At 66.4% G+C, this 19,997-nt stretch carries 21 protein-coding genes and 1 pseudogene; 11 read left to right on the forward strand and 11 right to left on the reverse strand.

The window, feature by feature from the left end; all coding sequences use genetic code 11:
* The first annotated feature begins 84 nt into the window (after positions 1-84).
* From HWX03_RS09490 to HWX03_RS09535, 10 genes are all read left to right on the forward strand, one after another.
* Positions 85-996: a LysR family transcriptional regulator gene (locus tag HWX03_RS09490; RefSeq protein ID WP_174431658.1), complete on the forward strand. Its 912-nt coding sequence runs from the start codon at positions 85-87 to the stop codon at positions 994-996.
* A 166-nt stretch (positions 997-1,162) separates the two neighbouring features.
* Positions 1,163-1,804 carry an RNA polymerase sigma factor gene (locus tag HWX03_RS09495; protein ID WP_175871067.1) on the forward strand — a complete coding sequence of 214 codons (642 nt, stop codon included), beginning with the start codon at positions 1,163-1,165 and terminating at the stop codon, positions 1,802-1,804.
* Positions 1,794-2,690, forward strand: a complete 897-nt coding sequence (locus HWX03_RS09500; protein ID WP_175871068.1) for a zf-HC2 domain-containing protein — start codon at positions 1,794-1,796, stop codon at positions 2,688-2,690. The genes HWX03_RS09495 and HWX03_RS09500 overlap by 11 nt, the downstream gene beginning before the upstream one ends.
* A gap of 234 nt (positions 2,691-2,924) precedes the next feature.
* Positions 2,925-3,299, forward strand: coding sequence for a 30S ribosomal protein S6 (gene rpsF, locus HWX03_RS09505; RefSeq protein ID WP_006402295.1), 375 nt, complete (start codon positions 2,925-2,927; stop codon positions 3,297-3,299).
* Positions 3,300-3,339: 40 nt separating this feature from the next.
* Complete coding sequence (gene priB, locus HWX03_RS09510; protein WP_174431661.1) at positions 3,340-3,639, forward strand: primosomal replication protein N; 300 nt, start codon at positions 3,340-3,342, stop codon at positions 3,637-3,639.
* Positions 3,640-3,643: 4 nt separating this feature from the next.
* Positions 3,644-3,919, forward strand: a complete 276-nt coding sequence (gene rpsR, locus HWX03_RS09515; RefSeq protein ID WP_096503057.1) for a 30S ribosomal protein S18 — start codon at positions 3,644-3,646, stop codon at positions 3,917-3,919.
* A 27-nt stretch (positions 3,920-3,946) separates the two neighbouring features.
* A complete protein-coding gene (rplI, locus tag HWX03_RS09520; RefSeq protein ID WP_174431662.1) occupies positions 3,947-4,399 on the forward strand; it encodes a 50S ribosomal protein L9 in 453 nt (150 codons plus the stop codon).
* A 140-nt stretch (positions 4,400-4,539) separates the two neighbouring features.
* The gene (locus tag HWX03_RS09525) at positions 4,540-5,922 is read left to right on the forward strand and encodes a replicative DNA helicase (protein ID WP_174388122.1); all 1,383 of its coding nucleotides are present in this window, start codon (positions 4,540-4,542) and stop codon (positions 5,920-5,922) included.
* Between the two features lie 138 nt (positions 5,923-6,060).
* Positions 6,061-6,687: a DUF47 domain-containing protein gene (locus HWX03_RS09530; RefSeq protein ID WP_174431664.1), complete on the forward strand. Its 627-nt coding sequence runs from the start codon at positions 6,061-6,063 to the stop codon at positions 6,685-6,687.
* Between the two features lie 10 nt (positions 6,688-6,697).
* Positions 6,698-7,708 carry an inorganic phosphate transporter gene (locus HWX03_RS09535; RefSeq protein ID WP_034207486.1) on the forward strand — a complete coding sequence of 337 codons (1,011 nt, stop codon included), beginning with the start codon at positions 6,698-6,700 and terminating at the stop codon, positions 7,706-7,708.
* Positions 7,709-7,858: 150 nt separating this feature from the next.
* On the opposite strand, the gene HWX03_RS09540 is transcribed toward HWX03_RS09535, so the two are convergent.
* Together HWX03_RS09540 and HWX03_RS09545 are read right to left on the reverse strand one after the other, a co-directional pair.
* Positions 7,859-8,950: a C40 family peptidase gene (locus tag HWX03_RS09540; protein WP_175871069.1), complete on the reverse strand. Its 1,092-nt coding sequence runs from the start codon at positions 8,948-8,950 to the stop codon at positions 7,859-7,861.
* 236 nt (positions 8,951-9,186) lie between these two features.
* Positions 9,187-10,989: a PhoH family protein gene (locus tag HWX03_RS09545; protein WP_174431666.1), complete on the reverse strand. Its 1,803-nt coding sequence runs from the start codon at positions 10,987-10,989 to the stop codon at positions 9,187-9,189.
* Here HWX03_RS09545 and HWX03_RS37325 point away from each other — a divergent pair.
* Positions 10,885-11,111: pseudogene (locus tag HWX03_RS37325) on the forward strand (hypothetical protein); the annotation flags it as partial. The gene HWX03_RS09545 and the pseudogene HWX03_RS37325 sit on opposite strands and share 105 nt — an antisense overlap.
* A gap of 213 nt (positions 11,112-11,324) precedes the next feature.
* On the opposite strand, the gene HWX03_RS09550 reads toward HWX03_RS37325, so the two are convergent.
* The 9 genes from HWX03_RS09550 to HWX03_RS09590 form a co-directional block, all read right to left on the reverse strand.
* Positions 11,325-11,786 carry a peroxiredoxin gene (locus HWX03_RS09550; RefSeq protein WP_174388118.1) on the reverse strand — a complete coding sequence of 154 codons (462 nt, stop codon included), beginning with the start codon at positions 11,784-11,786 and terminating at the stop codon, positions 11,325-11,327.
* A 109-nt stretch (positions 11,787-11,895) separates the two neighbouring features.
* Positions 11,896-12,792, reverse strand: a complete 897-nt coding sequence (locus tag HWX03_RS09555; RefSeq protein ID WP_175871070.1) for a polysaccharide deacetylase family protein — start codon at positions 12,790-12,792, stop codon at positions 11,896-11,898.
* Between the two features lie 13 nt (positions 12,793-12,805).
* Positions 12,806-13,861 (reverse strand): bifunctional UDP-4-keto-pentose/UDP-xylose synthase, encoded by a 1,056-nt coding sequence (locus tag HWX03_RS09560; RefSeq protein ID WP_011352307.1) that lies wholly within the window; start codon positions 13,859-13,861, stop codon positions 12,806-12,808.
* The gene (locus HWX03_RS09565) at positions 13,858-14,805 is read right to left on the reverse strand and encodes a formyltransferase (protein ID WP_175871071.1); all 948 of its coding nucleotides are present in this window, start codon (positions 14,803-14,805) and stop codon (positions 13,858-13,860) included. The genes HWX03_RS09560 and HWX03_RS09565 overlap by 4 nt, the downstream gene beginning before the upstream one ends.
* On the reverse strand, positions 14,802-15,854 hold the full coding sequence (locus tag HWX03_RS09570; protein ID WP_175819682.1) for a glycosyltransferase: 1,053 nt from the start codon (positions 15,852-15,854) through the stop codon (positions 14,802-14,804). Before HWX03_RS09570 ends, HWX03_RS09565 begins: the two co-directional genes overlap by 4 nt.
* A gap of 6 nt (positions 15,855-15,860) precedes the next feature.
* Entirely contained in the window at positions 15,861-17,012 is a 1,152-nt protein-coding gene (locus HWX03_RS09575; protein WP_175871072.1) for a DegT/DnrJ/EryC1/StrS aminotransferase family protein, read from the reverse strand.
* 130 nt (positions 17,013-17,142) lie between these two features.
* The gene (locus HWX03_RS09580; RefSeq protein WP_050013231.1) at positions 17,143-17,514 is read right to left on the reverse strand and encodes an EamA family transporter; all 372 of its coding nucleotides are present in this window, start codon (positions 17,512-17,514) and stop codon (positions 17,143-17,145) included.
* A gap of 13 nt (positions 17,515-17,527) precedes the next feature.
* On the reverse strand, positions 17,528-19,204 hold the full coding sequence (locus tag HWX03_RS09585; RefSeq protein ID WP_175871073.1) for a glycosyltransferase family 39 protein: 1,677 nt from the start codon (positions 19,202-19,204) through the stop codon (positions 17,528-17,530).
* 123 nt (positions 19,205-19,327) lie between these two features.
* Positions 19,328-19,702: an Mth938-like domain-containing protein gene (locus tag HWX03_RS09590; protein ID WP_012328660.1), complete on the reverse strand. Its 375-nt coding sequence runs from the start codon at positions 19,700-19,702 to the stop codon at positions 19,328-19,330.
* Between the last annotated feature and the right edge of the window lie 295 nt (positions 19,703-19,997).

Here is a 19,997-nt window from a genome sequence, read left to right on the forward strand (position 1 = left end):
AGTCGCTTATTTCGAAACTAAAAGTATGGAATGACGGCCGGACGGGGCTTCCCGCCGGTGTCGGAGCCGGGACGGAGACAGGAGATGGATCGTTTCAAGCAGATCGAGACGTTCGTGCGGGTGGCCGATGCCGGCAGCCTCGCGGCGGCGGCACTCGAGGAGGGCGTGTCGCCGGTGGTGCTCGGGCGGCGCATCGACGCGCTCGAGAAGCGCCTCGGCGTGAAGCTGATGTACCGCTCGACGCGGCGGCTGGTCGTCAGCGAGGAGGGCGCCGCATTCCTCGAGCGCTGCCGCGGGCTGCTCACCGAATGGGATCAGGCCGAGAACGAGCTGGCCGCCGGGCGGCGCGCGGTGAGCGGCCACCTGATCGTGTCGGCGCCGGCCGCGTTCGGGCGCAAGCACGTCGCGCCGCACGCGCCCGGCTTCCTGGCCGACAAGCCGGAGATGCAGCTGTCGTTCAACCTGACCGACCGCGTCGTCGATCTCGTGCGCGAGGGCTATGACCTGTCGATCCGGATCGGCGGCGCGGTCGATCCGAATTTCGTCGCGGTGAAGCTCGCGTCGAACCGGCGCGTGGTGTGCGGCACGCCCGAGTATTTCCGCCAGCACGGCCGGCCGAAATCGCTCGACGACCTGCTGAAGCACAACTGCCTGGCCTTCAATCTTCAGGGCGGGCAGAACCGCGGCTGGTATTTCCAGCGCCACGGCAAGATCGCGACGATGCGCGTGACCGGCAATCTCGACTGCAACGACGGCGAGCTGCTGCACCGCTGGGTGGCCGAAGGGCTCGGGCTCGGCTGGCGCTCGACCTGGGAAATCGCCGCGCAGCTCGAAACGGGCGAACTCGAGACCGTGCTCGACGAATACGCGCTGCCCGACTACGACATCCTCGCGGTCTACCCGCAGCAGCGCTACGTGCCGGCGCGCGTGCGCTATTTCATCGACTACCTGCGCGCCGCGTACGCGCGCCCCGGCTACTGGAGCACCACGCCCTAACCGGCTGGCCGCCCGGCCGTCCGGCGATTTTTACGCTTCATGCGCGCGGCGCGGGAATAAACTCGACGCAGCAGCGGTAAGGTCATCGAGCGCGCACGTTGCCGGTCTGTCCGGGCGCCGTGCGCGGAACGGGCGCGGCGTCGGCCGCCGGGACCAGGGAGGCCATGTGGGGCAAGCCGGACAGGCGGTCGATGAACGGGCGGCGGACGATGCGGTCGCGCGCGGCGAGCGGTTTCGCGCGCTCGTGCTGCCGCATCTCGACGCCGCGTACAACCTCGCGCGCTGGCTGAGCGGCAGCGCCGGCGATGCGGACGACGTCGTCCAGGACGCGTGCATGCGCGCGCTGCGCTTCGTCGATTCGTGTCGCGGCGACAACGCGCGGCCATGGCTGCTGACGATCGTGCGCCACACCTGGTACACCGAGTGGCGGCGGCGCACGCATGCGCACGAGGTCGCGCTGCCCGACACGCTCGACGACACCGACGTACCCGACGACTGGCAGCCGGCGACGGAGGATCCGCTCGCGCACCTGCTGCGCGGCGAGAACGTGCGGCTCGTGAATGCGGCGCTTGCGAAGCTGCCGCCCGAATACCGCGAGGTGCTCGTGCTGCGCGAGATGGAGGACCTGAGCTACCGCGAGATCGCGGCGATCGCGGACGTGCCGGTCGGCACGGTGATGTCGCGGCTCGCGCGCGGGCGGCGCAAGCTCGCCGCGCTGCTGGGCGACGCGCCGGCGCCGGCGACCGAAGGCCGGCCGGGCCGTGCGCCGGCGGGCGGAACCGCATCGGAGGCTATCGATGGACTGTAACGAAGCGCGAGCGTTGCTGGACGCGGACGTCGACCGCGAGTTGTCGGCGCCCGATGCGTTGCGGGTCCAGCAGCATGTCGAAGGGTGCGACCTGTGCCGCCGCGAACGCGCGCGGATCGTCACGCTGGTGCAGGCGGTGCGGCAGGCCGATTATCACCGCGCGCCGGATGCGCTGCGGGCGAGCATCCTCGCGCGCCTGCCGGCAGCGGCCGACGCACGTGCCGATGAGCCGTCGCGGGCCGAGCCGCGGCCCGAGCCCCAGTCACCGCCGCCGCGGCGGCCGCGCGGGCGCGACTGGTTCTCCTGGCTGACCGGGCGTGGCGGGTCGGCACGACCGGCGCCGGCCGGCACCGGGCCGCGCGTGGCCGCGTTGCCGGGCCTCGGCTGGGGCGTCGCGTTGCTGATGGCGCTCGCGGCGGCGGGCGGAATGGCCTGGTCCGCCCGCCACGCCGACACCGACCGAACGGTCGACGAGCTCGTCGCGAGCCACGTGCGGGCCGACCTGTCGGCGCGCGACATCGACGTGATCTCGACCGACCAGCACACGGTCAAGCCGTGGTTCAACGGCCGGCTCGACTATGCGCCGCCGGTCGAGGATCTCGCCAAGAACGGCTTCGCGCTGGTCGGCGGCCGGCTCGACTACGTCGGGCGTCGCCGCGTCGCGGTGCTCGTCTACCGCCACCGGCAGCACGTGGTCGACGTCTATGTGCGGCCGGCCGGCGAACGGCCGGCGGCCCCGTACACGACCGTGTCGCAGGGCTATGCGCTCGACCGCTGGAACGCGGCCGGGATGACGTGGTGGGCCGTGACCGACGCCGAGCCGTCGGCGCTCGCGGCGTTCCGGACGGCGCTCGACGCGCGGCTTGCGGGCACGCACGGCGAATGACCGCGGCGGCGGCGGGGGCCGGCAGCGTGACTGCTCCGACCCCGATGCCAGAAGGCCCGAACCGGGGCCGCTTGCCCCGGCATACCTGTTCAAGTCTTTGAAAACACGGCCGAATCCGTTTGCGAATCGTCGATTGGCCTTGCATGCGCCCCGTAACCGGGTTAGAATCTTCGGCTTCTCACTTGCCACACCGGTTCAGACGCCCGGGTGGCTTTAATCCACAAGGAGTGTGTAATGCGTCATTACGAAATCGTATTCATCGTGCACCCGGATCAGAGCGAGCAAGTGCCCGCGATGATCGAGCGTTACAAGACCACGATCACGTCGCACGGCGGTCAGATCCACCGTGTCGAAGACTGGGGCCGTCGCCAACTGGCCTACATGATCGAGAAACTCGCGAAGGCTCACTACGTCTGCATGAACATCGAGTGCGACCAGACGACGCTCGACGAACTCGAACACGCGTTCAAGTTCAACGACGCCGTGCTGCGCCACCTCATCGTCAAGATGAAGAAGGCCGAGACCGGCCCGTCGCCGATGATGAAGGAAGTTCAGCGCGAAGAAGCCAAGAAGGCGGCTGCAGCTCAGCCGACCGAAGCGCAGGCTTAAGTTCGTCACTCATTAAGCCATCAAGGAGCGCGTCACTCCCGTGAACAGGTTGCAATTGAAGGCAAGCGTCGTCGAACGCGCACCGGTGCGATATACGCCGGCGGGTGTTCCGATCGCCAGCGCCACGTTGCATCACCGCACGGAAGTCGTCGAAGCAGGCATTCCCCGTCAGGTCGACATGACGATCGACGCGGTGGCGGCCGGTGAGGCGAGCGGCAAGCTGGAAAGTCGTGAAATGGGCGTCGAGACGCTGTTCACGGGCTTCCTGGCCAAGAAAAGCCGCAACGCGAGAACCTTGGTGTTTCACATCACTGCATTGCAGGACATTGGAAAGGACTGAAATCATGGCCCGCCCGACTGGTAAGAAATTCGACAAGCGTCGTCAGCAACAAAACCCGCTCTTCAAGCGCAAGAAGTTCTGCCGTTTCACGGCCGCAGGCGTCGAGCAGATCGACTACAAGGACACGGATACGCTGAAGGACTTCATCGGCGAAAACGGCAAGATCACGCCGGCTCGCCTGACGGGTACGAAGTCGCACTATCAGCGTCAGCTGGATACGGCAATCAAGCGTGCGCGTTTCCTCGCGCTGCTGCCGTACACCGATCAGCACAAGGCGTAATCAGGCGACGCAATAAGGAGAATTCGAATGCAAATCATTCTGTTGGAAAAAGTCGCCAATCTGGGCAACCTCGGCGACATCGTCAAGGTCAAGGACGGTTACGCTCGCAACTTCCTGATCCCGAACCGCAAGGCTCGCCGTGCAACGAAGGAAGCGATCGCCGAATTCGAAGTGCGCCGCGCTGAACTCGAAAAGATCGCCGCTGAAAAGCTGGCAGCATCGCAGGCAGTCGGCGAGAAGCTGAACGGCCAGACGTTCGAAGTCACGCAGAAGTCGGGCGTCGACGGCCGTCTGTTCGGCTCGGTCACGAACGGCGACGTCGCGGAACTGCTGAAGAAGGCAGGCTACGAAGTCGAGAAGCTGCAAGTGCGCATGCCGGAAGGCCCGCTGAAGATGATCGGCGAGCACAACGTCCAGGTCGCGCTGCACACGGACGTCGTCGTCGACGTCACGATCAACGTGATCGGCGACCACGCGTAAGCGTATGCAAGCTTTCCGGGCGGCTTCCGCCGTCCGGACAAGGGCAGGCGCCCGGGCAACCGGGGCCTGCCTTTTTTATTGCCCGCTCGCCGGCAAGCGGTGGTAGCGCTGCCGCCATCTATTCGCGATAATCCCAACCCATGAACGCGCCGCAAGATCCCCAAATCGAATCGCTGAAAGTCCCGCCGCATTCGGTCGAAGCCGAACAGTCGGTGCTCGGCGGCCTGTTGCTCGACAACGCGGCATGGGACCGGATTGCCGACTTCCTGTCGCAGGGCGACTTCTACCGCTACGACCACCGGATCATCTACGAGCACATCGGCCGCCTGATCGCGTCGACGCGCCCGGCCGACGTCGTGACCGTGTATGAAGCGATGGTCACGTCCGGCAAGGCCGACGACGTCGGCGGGCTCGCCTACCTGAATGCACTGGCGCAGAACACGCCGAGCGCGGCGAACATCCGCCGCTACGCGGAAATCGTGCGCGATCGCGCGGTGCTGCGCCGGCTGGTGTCGGTCGCCGACGAGATCTCGGCCGACGCATTCAATCCGCAGGGCAAGGAAGTCCGCCAGCTGCTCGACGAAGCCGAATCGAAGGTGTTCTCGATCGCCGAAGAGGGCGCGCGCGGCAACCAGGGCTTCCTCGAGATCGGTCCGCTGCTCACGCAGGTGGTCGAGCGCATCGACACGCTGTACCACACCGCGAACCCGAGCGACGTCACCGGCACGCCGACGGGCTTCATCGACCTCGACCGGATGACGTCCGGGATGCACGGCGGCGAACTGATCATCGTGGCCGGAAGACCGTCGATGGGTAAAACGGCCTTCTCGATGAACATCGGCGAATACGTCGCGGTCGAGTACGGGCTGCCCGTCGCGGTGTTCTCGATGGAAATGCCGGGCACCCAGCTCGTGATGCGTATGCTCGGCTCGATCGGCCGGCTCGACCAGCACCGGATGCGTACCGGCCGCCTGACGGACGAGGACTGGCCGAAACTGACACACGCGGTGCAGAAGATGAGCGAGGCGCAGCTCTTCATCGACGAAACGGGCGGCCTGAACCCGATGGAATTGCGCTCGCGCGCGCGGCGTCTGGCGCGCCAGTGCGGCAAGCTCGGCCTGATCATCGTCGACTACCTGCAGCTGATGTCGGGTTCGTCGCAGGGCGAAAACCGTGCGACCGAAATCTCGGAAATCTCGCGATCGCTGAAGAGCCTGGCGAAGGAACTCGACGTACCGGTGATCGCGCTGTCGCAGTTGAACCGCGGCCTCGAACAGCGTCCGAACAAGCGTCCGGTGATGTCCGATTTGCGCGAATCGGGCGCAATCGAGCAGGACGCGGACGTGATCCTGTTCATTTATCGCGACGAAGTCTACAACCCGGACAGCCCCGACAAGGGCACGGCCGAAATCATCATCGGCAAGCAGCGTAACGGTCCGATCGGCCCCGTTCGCCTCACGTTCATTGGGCAATACACGAAGTTCGACAATTTTGCCGGAGCGCAGACCTTCTACGGCGAGTAACGCCGGTTGTAAAGTCCTAAATCGCCAAACGTTGTATCCAATCCCGGCGCGCGCATGTGCGCGCGTCGCGGCGCGACCGAAAACGGTACAATGTCGCCCGTTTTCGTGACAGTAGTTTGACAATCTCTCAGGAATCCCATGTTCGGTCGATTCATGCCCACCGAGGGCAAGTTCTTTGAACTCTTCAACGCGCACGCGAAGCACATCGTTTCCGGTGGCCGCGAGCTCGAACTGCTGATCGACAATCTCGCCGACGCCGAGATTCACAAGCAAAACGTGCAAATCGCCGAGAAGGCCGCCGACAAGCTCACGCACGAGGCGATCGATCTGTTGCACAAGACCTTCATCACGCCGCTTGATCGCGACGAGATCCACAAACTGATCACGACGATGGACGACATCCTCGACCTGATGGAAGACGTCGCGACGGCCGTGTCGCTGTACGACGTGCGGTCCGTCACGTCCGAGGCGAGCCAGCTCGCGCACATCGTCACGCAGTCGGCACAACACGTGCAGCAGGCCGTCGGCTTGCTGTCCGACATGAAGCAGTCGGCACAGATCCTCAAGCAATGCGAGGAAATCGACCGCTGGGAGTCCGAGGCCGACCGCGTGCTGCGCTCGGCGATGTCGAAGCTGTTCCGCGAGGAAGACGACGTGAAGACGCTCATCAAGCTGAAGGCGATCTACGAGCTGCTCGAGGAGATCACCGACAAGTGCGAGGACGTCGCGAACATCATCGAAGGCATCGTGCTGGAAAACGCCTGAGCGGACCACGATGCATTCGATACAACTCGCCCTATGGATGGTCGCGACGCTGGTACTCGTCGCGCTCGTATTCGACTTCATGAACGGCTTTCACGACGCGGCGAACTCGATCGCCACCGTCGTGTCGACCGGGGTGCTGAAGCCCCAGCAGGCCGTGGTGTTCGCGGCCGCGTTCAACGTGATCGCGTACTTCATTTTCCACCTGAAAGTCGCGCAGACCGTCGGTAAAGGCACGATCGATCCCGAGATCGTCGACCATTACGTCGTGTTCGGCGCGCTGGTCGGTGCGATCGGCTGGAACGTGATCACGTGGTACTACGGGATCCCGTCGAGCTCGTCGCACGCGCTGATCGGCGGCCTCGTCGGCGCCGCGCTCGCGAAGTCCGGCTGGAGCGCGCTGAACATCGACGGGCTGCTGAAGACGATCGCGTTCATCTTCATTTCGCCGCTGCTCGGTTTCATCCTCGGTTCGCTGTTCATGCTCGGCGTGTCGTGGCTGTATTTCCGTACCGCGCCCAGCAAGGTCGACCGGCGCTTCCGCCGGCTGCAGCTGCTGTCGGCTGGCCTGTACAGCCTGGGTCACGGCGGCAACGACGCCCAGAAGACGATCGGTATCATCTGGATGCTGCTGATCGCGAGCGGCTACGCGTCGGCGACCGCCGATGCGCCGCCGGCCTGGGTGATCGGCGCGTGCTACCTGTCGATGGGCCTCGGCACGCTGTTCGGCGGCTGGCGCATCGTGCGCACGATGGGCCAGAAGATCACGAAGCTCAAGCCGGTCGGCGGTTTCTGCGCGGAAAGCGGTGGCGCGATCACGCTGTTCATCGCGTCGTTCCTCGGCATTCCCGTGTCGACCACGCACACGATTACCGGTGCGATCGTCGGTGTCGGCGCGACGCAGAAGCTGTCGGCCGTGCGCTGGGGCGTCGCCGGCAACATCGTGTGGGCGTGGGTGCTGACGCTGCCGGCGGCCGCGCTGTTCGCGGCCGGCGGGTGGTGGCTCGGACGCCAGATCTTCTGAGCGCCGACACGGCCGGATCGATATGAAATGCGCCGCAAGCCGAAAGGCTGCGGCGCATTTTCTTTTGGGGGCGGCGGAAGGGGGCGACGACGCGGTGGAGGGCGGCGGATGCCGCCAACATCGTCGACGGTCGGGTTCGAGCAACGGCGGTCAGTAGCTGCCGTTTGCAAACCGCGCGATCGGATCGTCTGCCGTACTCGTGCGCGGGCTGACGGGCGCGGATTGCGTCGCTGCACGCCACACCTGCACGGGTGCGGGCTCGATACTGCGTGGAGGCGTCGACGCGGTGGCGGGCGGCGGTTCGGCATCGAAGGCGGCGGCCTGGGCGGCCGTCAGCGCGGTCGTCGGAATCTGCGTGCCGACTTCCGCCGGCGCGGCCGGTGCTGCATTGGCCGTCGTCGCGGGCATGGCGTCAGCCACGGATGTCGCCTGCTGCTGGGCCGCCTGCATCCGCGGTGGCGGCGGTTCGTACGGATCGGCGGCCGGTGCTGCCGGTGCAACTGCGGCGGCCGTCACGACCGGCGTGGTCAGGGTGGCCGGAGCCGGCGCCCGCGTCGCTCTCGCTTGCGACGGCGCATACGCGGGCTGCCGCGGCGCGGCGGCGGCCGTCACGACCACCGGAGCGGCCGCGACCGCCGGCGGATTGCGCGGCTCGTCGCGTTTGGCCTCGTAGGTCGGCGCATCGAACGGCGTCGGGGCCGAGCGCGGCGGCGCGACGCGGCGAATGCCGTCGAATCGCTTGGCCCAGTACGGGTTCGTCAGGTAGTCGAGCCGTACGGTGCCGCCCGTCGACGGCGCGTTGACGAAGCGCAGCTTGCCGACATAGATGCCGACGTGCGAATGCGGCCGCCCGGTCGTATTGAAGAAGATCAGGTCGCCCGGCGCGATCTCGTCGGGTTCGACCGACACGCCGCGGCCGCTCATGTCGGCGGTCGTGCGCGGCAGGTTCACGTCGGCCGCGCGGCCGATCACGTAGCGCACGAGCCCGCTGCAGTCGAAGCCGCTCGTCGGCGTGTTGCCGCCCCAGCGATACGGGACGCCGACGAGGCTCATCGCCTGGATCGAGATTTCTTCCTGACCGACGCTGTGGTCGACGAATTTCGGGAAATTGGCGGGCGGCGGGAAGGCACGCGGCGTCGTGATCTTCATGCCCGAAGCGGAACGCGATGCCGACTGCGGCGGCACGCTGGAGCAGGCCGCAAGCAGGGAGACGACGGCGACGGGAACCCAGATTCGAAGCATGGCAAGGCGGGCGAGCGCGGCGCGCTCGCGAATCGTATGACAACAGATAGGCCCGATGGTAGACGCTCCGACGGGGCTTAAGCAACCATTCTTGAGAATTTACTTGAAGTTTCGCGCGTAAACTGCGTTGTTGCGTGACGAAGCATTACTTTTGTCTTCGACCCCAAATAAAAACGGCGCTCCGGAAACGGAGCGCCGCGTGGCGTCGAAAGCCGGCCGATCGGCCGGCCTGCGCGTTACAGGATGTCCGACGCGTAGTCGGCGAGCCGCGAGCGTTCGCCGCGCGCGAGGGTCACGTGGCCGCTGTGGCCCCAGCCCTTGAAGCGGTCGACGACGTAGGTCAGGCCCGAGCTGCCTTCGGTCAGGTAGGGCGTGTCGATCTGCGCGATGTTGCCGAGGCACACGATCTTCGTGCCGGGGCCCGCGCGCGTGACGAGCGTCTTCATCTGCTTCGGCGTCAGGTTCTGCGCCTCGTCGATGATCAGGTACTTGTCGACGAACGTGCGGCCGCGCATGAAGTTCATGCTCTTCACCTTCAGGCGCGAACGGATCAGCTCCTGCGTCGCGGCACGGCCCCATTCGCCGGCAGCGTCGTCGGTCTTCTGCAGCACTTCGAGGTTGTCGTCGAATGCACCCATCCACGGCTGCATCTTCTCTTCCTCGGTACCGGGCAGGAAACCGATGTCCTCGCCGACGGGCACGGTCGCGCGCGTCACGATGATCTCGTTGTAGCGCTTGTCGTCGAGCACCTGCGCGAGGCCGGCCGCGAGCGCGACGAGCGTCTTGCCGGTGCCGGCCTGGCCGAGCAGCGTGACGAAGTCGATCTCGGGGTTCATCAGCAGGTTCAGCGCGAAGTTCTGCTCGCGGTTGCGCGCGGTGATGCCCCACACGTTGTTCTTGTGGTGGCTGTAGTCGCGCAGCGTCTGCAGCAGCGCCGTCTTGCCGTTCAGTTCGCGGACGATCGCGTGGAACGTCGGCTCGCCGTTCTGCGGCTCCAGATAGACGAACTCGTTGACGAGCATCGACGCGACGAGCGGGCCGGTCACGCGGTAGTACGTGGTGCCCGTCTTGGTGTCCTGCCAGCTCTCCATGCCCTTCGCGTGCCTGGTCCAGAAGTCCTGCGGCAGTTCGCGCACGCCGTTGTACAGGAGGTCCGAATCCTCGAGCACCTGGTCGTTGAAGTAGTCTTCCGCGGGCAGGCCGAGTGCGTGCGCCTTGATCCGCATGTTGATGTCTTTCGACACCAGCACGACCTGGCGATCGGGTCGGTCGCGCTGCAGCGCGCGCACGACGCCGAGGATCTGGTTGTCGGCCTTGCCTTCGGGCAGGCCTTCGATCGGCGCGATGTCGGCAAGCTTCGTCTGGAAGTACAGGCGGCCGAGCGCGTCGCGGCTGCCGAGGCGCGACAGCGGAATGCCGGCCGAGATCGGGCCGCCGTCGGCGACGAGCGCGTCGAGCGTGCGGCTGACCTGGCGTGCATTGCGCGCGACTTCGGACATCCCCTTCTTGTGGTTGTCGAGTTCCTCGAGCGTCATCATCGGCAGATAGACGTCGTGTTCCTCGAAGCGGAAGAGGCTGCTCGGGTCGTGCATCAGCACGTTGGTGTCGAGCACGAACAGTTTCTGCAGTTCGGCTTCGGCAGGCTTGCGGCCGCGCGACTTCGTCGCGGCGCCGGCGCCGCGCGCGGGCGTGGCGGCCGGTTTGTCGGCGGCCGGCTTGTCGTTGCGCGCGACGACCGGCGCCGCGGGTTCGGCGGGCGCCTGCAGCGGCTGCAGCAACGCGGCCGTCTGCCTGGTCTTGCGGCCGCGCGCGGGTGCGCTCGCGGCCTCGGGCGCCGAAGACGCGACGGCGCGCAGCGGCGCGGCCGTGTTCGCGGCTTCGATCATCGGTTGGGCCACGCTGGCCGGACCATAGTCACCGGCTGTGGATGCGTCCCCTTCGGCGGATTTCTTCGCGGCTTTCGCGGGCCGCGCTTTCGCCTTGTATTCGTCGGGCGGCAGCAGGCTGCCGAGCTTGCTGGGGGGAGTAGGCAAAGGCATGGTGTCCCTCGGGAGGAATCGTGTCGCATGAAGTGCGCCGCTGATCGCATCCTGCGTGACGTAGACGCATGCAGTTTGCGCGCGGTGGCGCACAGGATTTTCGTCTAGCCGGTTCGCCTAAGTGTCGATCAGCTCCTCGATACGGTAAGGGCCGGACCGGGGAGGGCCGGCGCGCGATCCATAAAAAAAGCCGCTGCCCCGTCGACAGGGACATGCGGCTCGGCTGATGCCGTCGTGATGCGCGTCAGGTGCCGGGAAGCATTGCAACGGGCACCGGCGCAGCTACGAGAAATATGGGGCGAACTGGCATTCATTGCGGCCCAATATAACGCGCCTCAAAGCGCTTGTACAGCCTTTAGCACGTCGTCCACGTGACCCGGTACCTTGATGCCGCGCCATGCCTGGCGGAGCACGCCGTCGGCATCGATCAGGAACGTCGAGCGCTCGATTCCGCGCACTTCCTTGCCATACATTTTCTTCATCTTGATGACATCGAACACCGCGCACAGCGCTTCGTCGGCATCGGAGATCAGCGGGAACGGCAGTTCGAGCTTGGCCTTGAAATTGTCATGCGAGCGCAGGCTGTCGCGCGACACGCCGATGACTTCCGCACCGGCTTTCTTGAACTTCGGATAGAGATCGCGGAACTGCAGCCCTTCGGTCGTGCAGCCCGGCGTGTTGTCCTTCGGATAGAAGTACAGCACGAGCTTCTTGCCCTTCAGGTCGGACAGCGAAATGTCGCCGCCCGTGGCCGGTGCGGTGAAATCGGGAACTTGACGGTCAACTTCGACAGACACGTGTTTCTCCTGTTGTTATGGAAGGGCGCCGCTGCGGCGGCGCGGTTCGGCGGGGCGTCGCGGCAGCGCGCCGCAAGGGCGCGGCGGCGACGCCGGCTCGCGCGCGAACTCAGTCGGGCTGGACGATCAGTTCACCGGAGCGGCCGGGGATTTCGCCCCACGTGACAGGGTACGATGGCAGCGAGTCGCGGTCCAGCGTCGCGTGGTAGTCGCCCATCGTCGCAAACGTGTGGCCTTGCGCCCGCCAGCCGGCGAGCAGTTGCTCGAATACGGGCGCGAGCTTCTGGCCTTCCAGTTCCGCATGCAGCGTGAACACCTGGTCGTGCGGATTGGTTTCGGTGAACTTGAGGAGGTGCGCGGCGACGTTGTGCGTGTCGACGCCGTCGATGCCGAGCACTTCGTCGAGCGTCGGCAGCGTGGTCGGCATCTGCACGTGCGACAGCGTGCGGCCGCCGACGACGGGCAGGTACGGCGAGTGGCCGCGACCGTCGGATGCGTAGCGCATCCCCCATGCGTCGATCTGCTCGAACGCGGCGTCGTTCATCTGCCAGCCGGCCGCGCCGTGCGTGACGGGCGGCGCGCCGAAGATCTCGATGAAGCGTGCGTGACTCTTCTGCATTTCACGCGCGGTCCAGTCGCGATCGCGTACGCGCACGTTGTCCTGCCAGTACACGTGATCCCACGTGTGGATCCCGCATTCGAAGCCGGCCTCGTGAATCGCGCGCATGTCGGCGATCGCGCGGCGGCCGATGTCGGGGCCCGGCAGCAGCACGCCGTACATCAGCTGCTTCACGCCGTAGTGTTCGACCACCGACGTGCGCGACACCTTCTTCAGGAAGCCCGGGCGGAACACGCGCCGCAGCGCCCAGCCCGTGTGATCGGGCCCGAGGCTGAAGAGGAAGGTCGCGCGCGCATTGAAGCGGTCGAAGATGCGCGCGAGGTTCGGCACGCCTTCGCGCGTGCCGCGCAGCGTGTCGACGTCGATCTTGAGGACGATACGAGCCAAGCGAACGTCCCGGTCAACCTTGCTGTTCGACGAGCGCGCGCGCGTCGGCGACGTGGCCGCGATACGCTTCGAAGATGTTGCGCAGCGCGTCGTCGAACGTCGCCTGCGGCGCCCAGCCGAGCTCCTGCATCGTGTTGTCGATCTTCGGCACGCGGTTCTGCACGTCCTGGTAGCCGTTGCCGTAGTAGGCGCCGGACGTCGTTTCGACGAGCTTCACCTGCTTGGCCGAATCGGCGTACTCGGGGAATTCCGCCGCCAGTTCGAGCATCTTGTGCGCGAGCTCGCGAACCGAGAAGTTGTTCTTCGGATTCCCGATGTTGTAGATCTTGCCCGACGCGACGCCGTCCTTGTTGTCGATGATCTTCATCAGCGCGCTGATGCCGTCGCCGATGTCGGTGAACGCGCGCTTCTGCGAGCCGCCGTCGACGAGGCTGATGTTCTCGCCGCGCACGATGTGGCCGAGGAACTGCGTGACCACGCGCGAGCTGCCTTCCTTCGGCGTGTAGATCGAGTCGAGGCCCGGGCCGATCCAGTTGAACGGACGGAACAGCGTGAAGTTCAGGCCTTCCATCCCGTAGCCCCAGATCACGCGGTCCATCAGCTGCTTCGAGCACGCGTAGATCCAGCGCGGCTTGTTGATCGGGCCGTAGGTGAGCGCCGACGCGTCCGGGTCGAACTGCTCGTCCGAGCACATGCCGTAGACCTCGGAGGTCGACGGGAACACGAGGTGCTTGCCGTACTTGACGGCCGAGCGCACGATCGGCAGGTTCGCCTCGAAGTCGAGTTCGAACACGCGCAGCGGCTGCTGGACGTAGGTGGCCGGCGTGGCGATCGCGACGAGCGGCAGGATCACGTCGCACTTCTTCACGTGATACTCGACCCACTCCTTGTTGATCGTGATGTCGCCTTCGAAGAAATGCATCCGCTCGTGGTTGACGAGGTCGCCCAGCCGGTCGGTCTGCATGTCCATGCCGAACACTTCCCAATCGGTGGTTTCAAGAATGCGCTTCGACAGGTGATGGCCGATGAAGCCGTTCACACCCAGGATCAGGACTTTTTTTGCTTTCATGAATGACGGGAAGAATGAATGAACTGCGCGAATTCCGCGGGCGTCACGACGGTTTCGCTGCCGTCGCGCTGCTGCCACAGCTCGAGAATGGATAGGGCGCGGCTGTCGCCGCAGACGCCGAATAGCGCATTATCGCTTACGTGCAGGCCGGGCGGCAAATCTGCCGCGGCGGCCGCTGCCGCGCTGCCGGGCGCCGCGAGGCGGGCGCGCGCGATCACGAAGCGCGCGCCGCCGATGTCCGTGAATGCGCCCGGATACGGGGGCGCGACCGCGCGCACCAGGTTGTAGACCTGCGCGGCCGGCTTCGACCAGTCGACGCGGCCGTCCTCGGGCTTGCGCCCGCCGTAGTAGCTGCCGGTCGCGAGATCGTTCGGCAGGTGCGGCGCCTCGCCCGCGAGCAGCGCGGGCAGCACGCGCCACAGCGTCTGCTCGGCGGCCACCGCGACCTTGTCGAACACCTGCGCGGCCGTGTCGTCCGGCAGGATCGGCACCGCGGTCTGCGCGATGATCGCGCCCGCGTCGGGCTTGGCGGCCATCTCGTGCAGCGTCGCGCCGGTCTCGGTCTCGCCGTTCAGCACGGCCCAGTTGGTCGGTACCCGACCCCGGTATTTCGGCAGCAGCGAACCATGCATGTTGTACGCGCCGCGCGGCGCGATCGCGAGCAGGTCCACCGGCAGCATGTGCCGGTAGTAGAACGAGAAGATGAAATCGGGCTGCGCGTCGGACACCGCGCGGCGCAGTGCCGGATCGACGGGATCGGCCGGCGTGACGACCGGAATGCCGTGCTCGGCCGCGACGGACGCGACGCTGCCGAACCAGATGTTCTCGTTCGGATTGTCCTCGTGCGTGACGACCAGCGCGACGTCGACGCCGCGCGCGAGCAGCACCTGCAGGCAGCGCACGCCGACGTTGTGATACGCGAAGACGACCGCGCGCGGCTTCATTGCACGGCTCCCGGGCGGTGCGCGGCGGCCGGCACCGGCGGCACGCCGTCGTGCTGCTCGAGCACGGCCTGGATCAGGTAGCGCGGCCGCGCGCGCACCTGCTGGTAGATGCGGCCGACGTATTCGCCGAGCAGGCCGAGCGCGAAGATGATCACGCCGAGCAGGAAGAACGTGATTGCGAACAGCGTGAACACGCCTTGCACTTCCGCGCCGACGATGAAGCGGCGCACGAGCAGCAGCAGGAACAGCGCGGCGGAGCCGAGCGACAGGATCACGCCGATGAACGACAGCCACTGCAGCGGCACGACCGAGAAGCCCGTCACGAGGTCGAAGTTCAGCCGGATCAGGCTGTACAGCGAATACTTCGATTCGCCCGCGAAGCGTTCCTCGTGCGCGACCTCGATTTCGGTCGGGTTCTGCGCGAACGTGTACGCGAGCGCGGGGATGAACGTGTTGACTTCGCCGCACACGTTGATCGTGTCGATGATGCGGCGGCTGTACGCGCGCAGCATGCAGCCCTGGTCGGTCATCTTGATACGCGTGATGCGCTCGCGCAGCCGGTTCATCATCTGCGACGCCTTGCGCCGCCACAGGCTGTCCTGGCGCTGCTTGCGGATCGAGCCGACGTAGTCGTAGCCCTCGCGCATCTTCGTGATCAGCTTGCCGATTTCCTCCGGCGGGTTCTGCAGGTCGGCGTCGAGCGTGATGACGATCTCGCCGCGCGACTGCGCGAAGCCGGCGAGGATCGCCATGTGCTGGCCGTAGTTGCCGTTGAGCAGCACCACGCGCGTCGTGTCGGGCCGTACGTGGAACTGATCGGCGAGCATCGCGGCCGAGCGGTCGCGGCTGCCGTCGTTGATCAGGATCACTTCGTACGACGTGTCGAGTGCGTCGAGCGCCGGATACAGCCGCGCGAACAGCGCGGCAAGGCCGTCTTCCTCGTTGTACACGGGGATGATGACCGATACTTCGGGCCGGCCGGCGTCCAGGTGCGCGGCGCCCGGGTGCCCGGCGCCGGGATGCCCGACGCGTGCTTCAAGGTGACTCATGTACGCTTATTTTCCGTATTGTTCGCAAATCTGATTGACGGCGTCGACCACGCGACGCACGTCGCCTTCCGTCATCTGCGTAAACAGCGGCAGCGTGACGGTCGACGCGCCGTACCGTTCGGCGTGGGGGAACATGCCTTCCTTGAAACCGCGCGCACGGTACAGCGTGAAAAGATGGATCGCCGGGTAGTGGATACCGGTGCCGATGCCGCGTTCCTTCATCTGCGCCATGAATTCGGCGCGCGTGATCGTCAGCCGCTCGAGCGGCAGCGTGACCAGGAACATGTGCCAGTTGCCGTTCTCGAATTCGGCGACCGGCAGGCCGACGCCGAGCTTCACGGCCGCGCCGCCGTCGAACGCGGCGAAATACGCGCGGGCGAGCGCACGGCGCTGCGCGGTGAAGCGCTCGATGTGCGGCAGCTGGCCGAGGCCGACGCGCGCGGCGACGTCGGTCAGGTTGTACTTGCCGCCGAGCACGTCGCAGTCCATCCCGTCGAAGCCGGTGCGGGTGATGCCCTGCAGCCGGTACTTCTGCGCGAGTACGGCTTCGTCCTCGTTGTTCAGCACGAGCGCGCCGCCTTCGATCGTCGTCAGGTTCTTGTTCGCGTGGAAGCTGAACGACACGATGTCGCCGATCGCGCCGATGCGCTTGCCGTGCCACGTCGAGCCGAACGCCTGCGCGGCATCCTCGATCACGCGCAGGTTATGCGCGCGGGCGATTGCGTACAGGCGGTCCATGTCGACCGGCAGGCCGGACAGGAACACGGGGATGATGGCCTTCGTGCGCGGCGTGATCGCCTGCTCGAGCTTGTCGAGGTCGATGTTGCGCGTGACGGGATCGATGTCCGCGAACACGGGCGTCGCGCTCGTTTCGATGATCACGTTGCTGGTCGAGACCCACGACGCCGGCGTCGTGATCACCTCGTCGCCGGGGCCGACGCCCGCGATGCGCAGGCCGATCTCGAGCGTGCAGGTGCCCGAGTTGAATGCGCGGACCGGACGGCCGCCGCAGTACTCGGACAGCGCGGCTTCGAATTTCTGGCACTGCGGGCCGGTGGTGATCCAGCCCGAGCGCAGCACGTCGACGACGCCCTGGATGGTTTCCTCATCGATCTCGGGGCGGGTGAACGGCAGAAACGGAGCGGTAGTCTGGCTCATGAACGCGTTGGGCCTGTAATGGCGTGTAATAAAAGGGTCGGGCGATCCGTCCGAAACCGGCATTAAACACCGGTTGGCGGATTCGTACCGTGATTTTTTGTAGGCGGACGCTTAACGCCGCGGGCCGCGCTCAGCTGCGCGCGAGCACGAGCACGCCGATCAGGATGATGCCGATGCCGACGAACTTCTGGATCGACAGCACCTCGCCGAACAGGTACCACGCCGCGAACGCGTTGACGACGTAGCCGAGCGACAGCATCGGGTACGCGATCGACACGTCGACCCGCGACAGCCCGACGATCCACACGACGACGCTCAGCACGTAGCAGCCGAGGCCGCCGATGATCGGCAGCTGGGTCGCGATCTTGAACCCGACCGGGATGATGTTCGCACGGCTGAATTCGAAGTGTCCAACGGCGTTGACGCCGGCTTTCAGCAGAAGTTGCGCACAGGCGTTGAGCATCACGCCGGTGATGATGCAGACGAACGAAACGGGATTCATGCGGGGGACGTCCTTACGATTGCGGTTTCTCGACGATCACGCGGCGGTTGTCGCGCGCGATCACGCGCATCGGCACGCCTTCCTTGACCAGCGTGTCGTACTGGCCGGGCCCCATGATCGCGAGCGCATGGGTGTCCTGCTTCCAGCGCGTGATCCATTCGCCGACGGTCGGGATCCACTTGTTCGGCTCGACCGAGATCCCGAACGCGAGCTCGTCCTGGCGCTGCACCATGATCGTCGTGTGGCCCATGTAGAACGGGAATGTGTGATCGAGCATTTCGACCGAGTAGAACGGCGTATCGGGCGGCAGCTTCGCCAGTTCGGCGCGCACGGCCGGCGCGAGCAGCGCGCCCGAGCTGTAGCGGCCGAACTCGTCGTGCCCGGTGCCGCCGATCGTGCCGAACGCGAGCCATGCGGCGCCGAATGCGGCGAGCGCGGCGGCCACGCCCGCGCGCCGGTTCAGCCACGCGGCCGTGAGCGTCAGCGCGGCCGCGACCGCGAGACCGGCGTACAGCCACATCTGGAACGCGCGGTACAGCGCGTTCGGCGTGCGGGCGTCGCCCTGGTACGCGAGGAAGATGATCCCGAACGCCGCGGCGACGAAGAACACGAGGTAGCCGAGCAGGTGGCGGCGGAAGCGGTCGGCCGTCATCAGCGGCAGGTACGCGCCGATGATCAGCGCGAGCGCCGGCGCGACCGGCAGCACGTACGAGATCAGCTTCGAATGCGACGCACTGAAGAACAGGAAGATGAACGCGCTCCAGATCAGCAGCACGAGCATCGGCGCGAAGCCGTTCGGCTGGCGCGGCATGCGCAGCGCATGGCGGATGCTCTGCCACGCGACCGACAGCCACGGCAGGAAGCCGACCAGCAGCACGGGCACGAAGTAGTACAGCGGGCCCGGGCGGTTCTGTTCCGGGGTCAGGTACCGGCGGAACTGCTGGACGACGAAGAAGAAGTTGAAGAACTCGGGGTTGCGCTGCTGGACGAGCACGAACCACGGCGTGACGATCGCGAAGAAGATCACGAGGCCGCTGACCAGGTACAGCCGCTTCCACAGCGCCCAGTCGCGCGCGATCAGCGTATACAGCACCAGTACGGCGCCGGGCAGGATCAGGCCGACGAGGCCCTTGGACAGCACGGCGAACGCCATCGCGGCCCAGCACGCCCACATCCAGCCGCGCACCGCGGCCGGGCGCAGCCCGGGCCGCTGCGCGAGCAGCAGCGAGCAGAGCGACAGCGCCATCCAGAACGCGAGCCCCATGTCGAGCGCGTTGAAGTGGCCCATCAGGTTCCAGTACGGCGAGCTGGCGAGCACGACGGCCGCGAGGAAGCCCGACAGCGGGTTGAACAGGCGCGCGCCGGTGTAGCCGACGAGCAGCACGCCGGCGAAGCTCGCCACCGCGGTATAGAGGCGCGCCTGCCATTCGCCGATGCCGAACCACGCGAACGTCAGCGCGTTCAGCCAGGTCTGCAGCGGCGGCTTCTCGAAGTACTTGTAGCCGTTGTAGCGCGGCGTGATCCAGTCGCCGGTGACGAACATCTCGCGCGCCATTTCCGCATAGCGGCCTTCGTCGCTCGGGATCAGGTGGCGCAGCCCGAGCGGCGCGAACCAGACGATCGTGAGCGCGGCGAGCAGGAGGACGAGCGTGATGCGATTGAGCGGTAGCCTCGACGGCGTATCGTTCATGGGTTTTCAGCCTGTTGGTTGTTGTGACGGGCCGCCGGCGGGGTGCGCCGGGGGCGGGCGGCCTGGCCGGGGCGATCCGGGGATCGACCCGCTGCGCCGGCCCGAGTTTTACCGTATCGGGGATTAACGTTCAATTAAGAGCGCGGCGGCGACTTTGCGGCCCTCGGCCATCAGGATGTTGTAGGTGCGGCAGGCGGCCTGGAAATCCATCGTCTCGACGCCGATCCGCTTCGCGGTGAGCGCCGCGACGAGCCGCGGGTGCGGAAAGCGCAGCCGCGCGCCACTGCCGAAGATCACGAGTTCGGGCGTCGGGTCGAGCAGCATCGCGAAATGCTCGGGCGCGAGCGCGTCGAACGACGACACCGGCCAGGCCTGGACCGGCGCGCCGGGCAGCACGATGACGCTCGTTTCATGGCGTTCGAGATTGACGTCGACATAATCGGGGCCGTAGCCGGTGACGGTGTTGAGCGCGCCGCTCGTGTCCTGGTGCAGTTTCAAATCGGTATTCCGCGGTTCCGTAGGGGAATGGGTTCGCAGGGCCGTACGGGCCCGGCTGGCCGGTTTCGCGCCCTCGGGCACGCGCGGACGCCCGACGGCGCGGGCCCGGCGCGGCTATGGTGCATTGCGAAAGTCGGCCAAAATCCGCTAAATTATAACTTTTTGGTCGCCTGCGGGCGCCACTTGCGTCGTGCGCCGCCACAAGCCGCGTCCGACCGCCGCTTTTTCCCAGTCTAGACAGCGCGCACAGACCGGCCGCTTTCCAGTTTTGATCCCGTCCCCCGGCCGCAAGGCC

This window comes from Burkholderia sp. BCC0397, assembly GCF_902832865.1.
Lineage (GTDB): Bacteria > Pseudomonadota > Gammaproteobacteria > Burkholderiales > Burkholderiaceae > Burkholderia.